This is a genomic window from Actinotalea ferrariae CF5-4, from assembly GCF_000603945.1.
GTDB classification, from domain to species: domain Bacteria; phylum Actinomycetota; class Actinomycetes; order Actinomycetales; family Cellulomonadaceae; genus Actinotalea; species Actinotalea ferrariae.
On the sequence record NZ_AXCW01000457.1, the window covers coordinates 1 to 1,507 of the forward strand.

Genomic DNA, 1,507 nt, shown 5'->3' on the forward strand with positions numbered 1-1,507 from the left:
CCGCGGACGAGGGCCCCGTCGTCGGCCGGGGGCGGACCGTCATCGCGGACCGCGTCCTGGAGCGTCTGGCGGCCCGCCTGGCGCTGGAGGTCCCCGGCGTGGTCCGTCACTCGAGCGGCCCGCCGCTGAGCGGGCTCGGCTCGGACCTGCCCGAGGCCTCGGCCGAGTCCGCGGGCGAGCGCGTCCGGGTGCGCGTCCGCGTCGCGGTCCGCTGGGAGACCCCCGCCCACGAGGTCGCCGCCGCCGTGCGCGAGCAGGTCCGGCAGCGGCTCGGTGCCGTCACGGGGAAGAGCGTGGACCGGGTCGACGTCGTCGTGGGTGCGCTCCTGCCGCCCTCGCGGGTCCGGACCGACGACACGAGGAGGGTCCTATGACCACCACGTCCTCCCCGCCGGTCCCCCGCCGCCCGCCCGGCGTCGGCATCCTCGGGATGCTGCTCGCGCTGGTCCTCGTCGCCCTTGGCGTGCTCCTCGTCCACGAGGGGCTCGCGCTCCAGGGCTGGGTGGACACCTCGCCGCTGCTCCAGGACCTCCTGAGCCGTGAGGCGGTCGTGGAGCCCGGGGCCCTGACGACGCTCGTCGCCGCCGTGGCGGCACTGCTCGGGCTCTGGCTGCTGACGACCGCGTTCAAGCGGGGCCGGCGCCGCGGCGTCGAGCTGGGCACCACGACCAGCGTGTGGATGAGCCACGGCGACCTCGACCGCCTCGTCACCGGGACGGCCGAGGACGTCGACGGCGTGCTCGGAGCGCGCGCGTCCGTGAGCCGCCGACGCGCGGTCGTGCACGTCGACACCACGACGCCCGAGGTCCGGGGCGAGGTCGCGTCGGCCGTCGAGCGGCGGCTGGCCGCGCTGGACGCCCCACCGCGCGTCGTCGTCCACGACTCGCCCCGGCACGAGAGGGAGGCACGATGAACCGCGCCACGTCCGCCCTGGACAGGGTCGTCGTCACGCTGATCGCCCTCGCGCTCCTGCTGGGCGGCGCCTGGACCGTCGCCTGGTCCCAGGGCTGGCTGCCCGACGGCTGGTGGTCACCGCGGGCCTTCCTGCTCGGGCCCGTGCCGTGGCTCGACGAGCCCTGGTGGCCGGCCGCGCTGCTCGTGGGCGGCGCCCTCCTCACCGTGCTCGGCCTGGTGTGGCTGGTCCGGCACTTCCGGTCGCACGGGGTGCAGGCGCTGTCGTTGGTCGGGGACCCGCACGGCGGCTCGCTCGTCGTCGAGGGTGACGCGCTGGCCTCGGGCGCTGCGGCGTCCCTGGAGGAGGCGAGCGACGACGTGACCCGCGCGCGCGGCAAGGTGACCGAGCGCGGCGGTCGCGCGGTCGTGGACCTGACCGCCTCGGTGCGCCGGGACGCGGACCTCGCCGCGGTGGGCGCGCTGTGCGACCGCGTCGCCGACGACGTCGTCCGGTCGACCGGCAGGTCGGACGTGGCCTGCCGGGTGCGCCTCAAGGTCGCCCCTCGCGCCGGTCGAGCGCCGCGGGTCCACTGAGCCCTGATCCACCGGTCGT

3 protein-coding genes are annotated in these 1,507 nt (G+C 77.0%); all 3 read left to right on the forward strand.

What is annotated here, in order from left to right; genetic code table 11:
• A partial coding sequence (locus N866_RS18760; RefSeq protein WP_052023267.1) for an Asp23/Gls24 family envelope stress response protein occupies positions 1-374 on the forward strand: 374 nt, incomplete at its 5' end.
• Positions 371-913: a DUF6286 domain-containing protein gene (locus N866_RS18765; protein ID WP_034229654.1), complete on the forward strand. Its 543-nt coding sequence runs from the start codon at positions 371-373 to the stop codon at positions 911-913. The genes N866_RS18760 and N866_RS18765, both read left to right, overlap by 4 nt.
• Positions 910-1,488 carry an Asp23/Gls24 family envelope stress response protein gene (locus tag N866_RS18770; RefSeq protein ID WP_034229656.1) on the forward strand — a complete coding sequence of 193 codons (579 nt, stop codon included), beginning with the start codon at positions 910-912 and terminating at the stop codon, positions 1,486-1,488. The genes N866_RS18765 and N866_RS18770 overlap by 4 nt, the downstream gene beginning before the upstream one ends.
• Positions 1,489-1,507 lie beyond the last annotated feature (19 nt).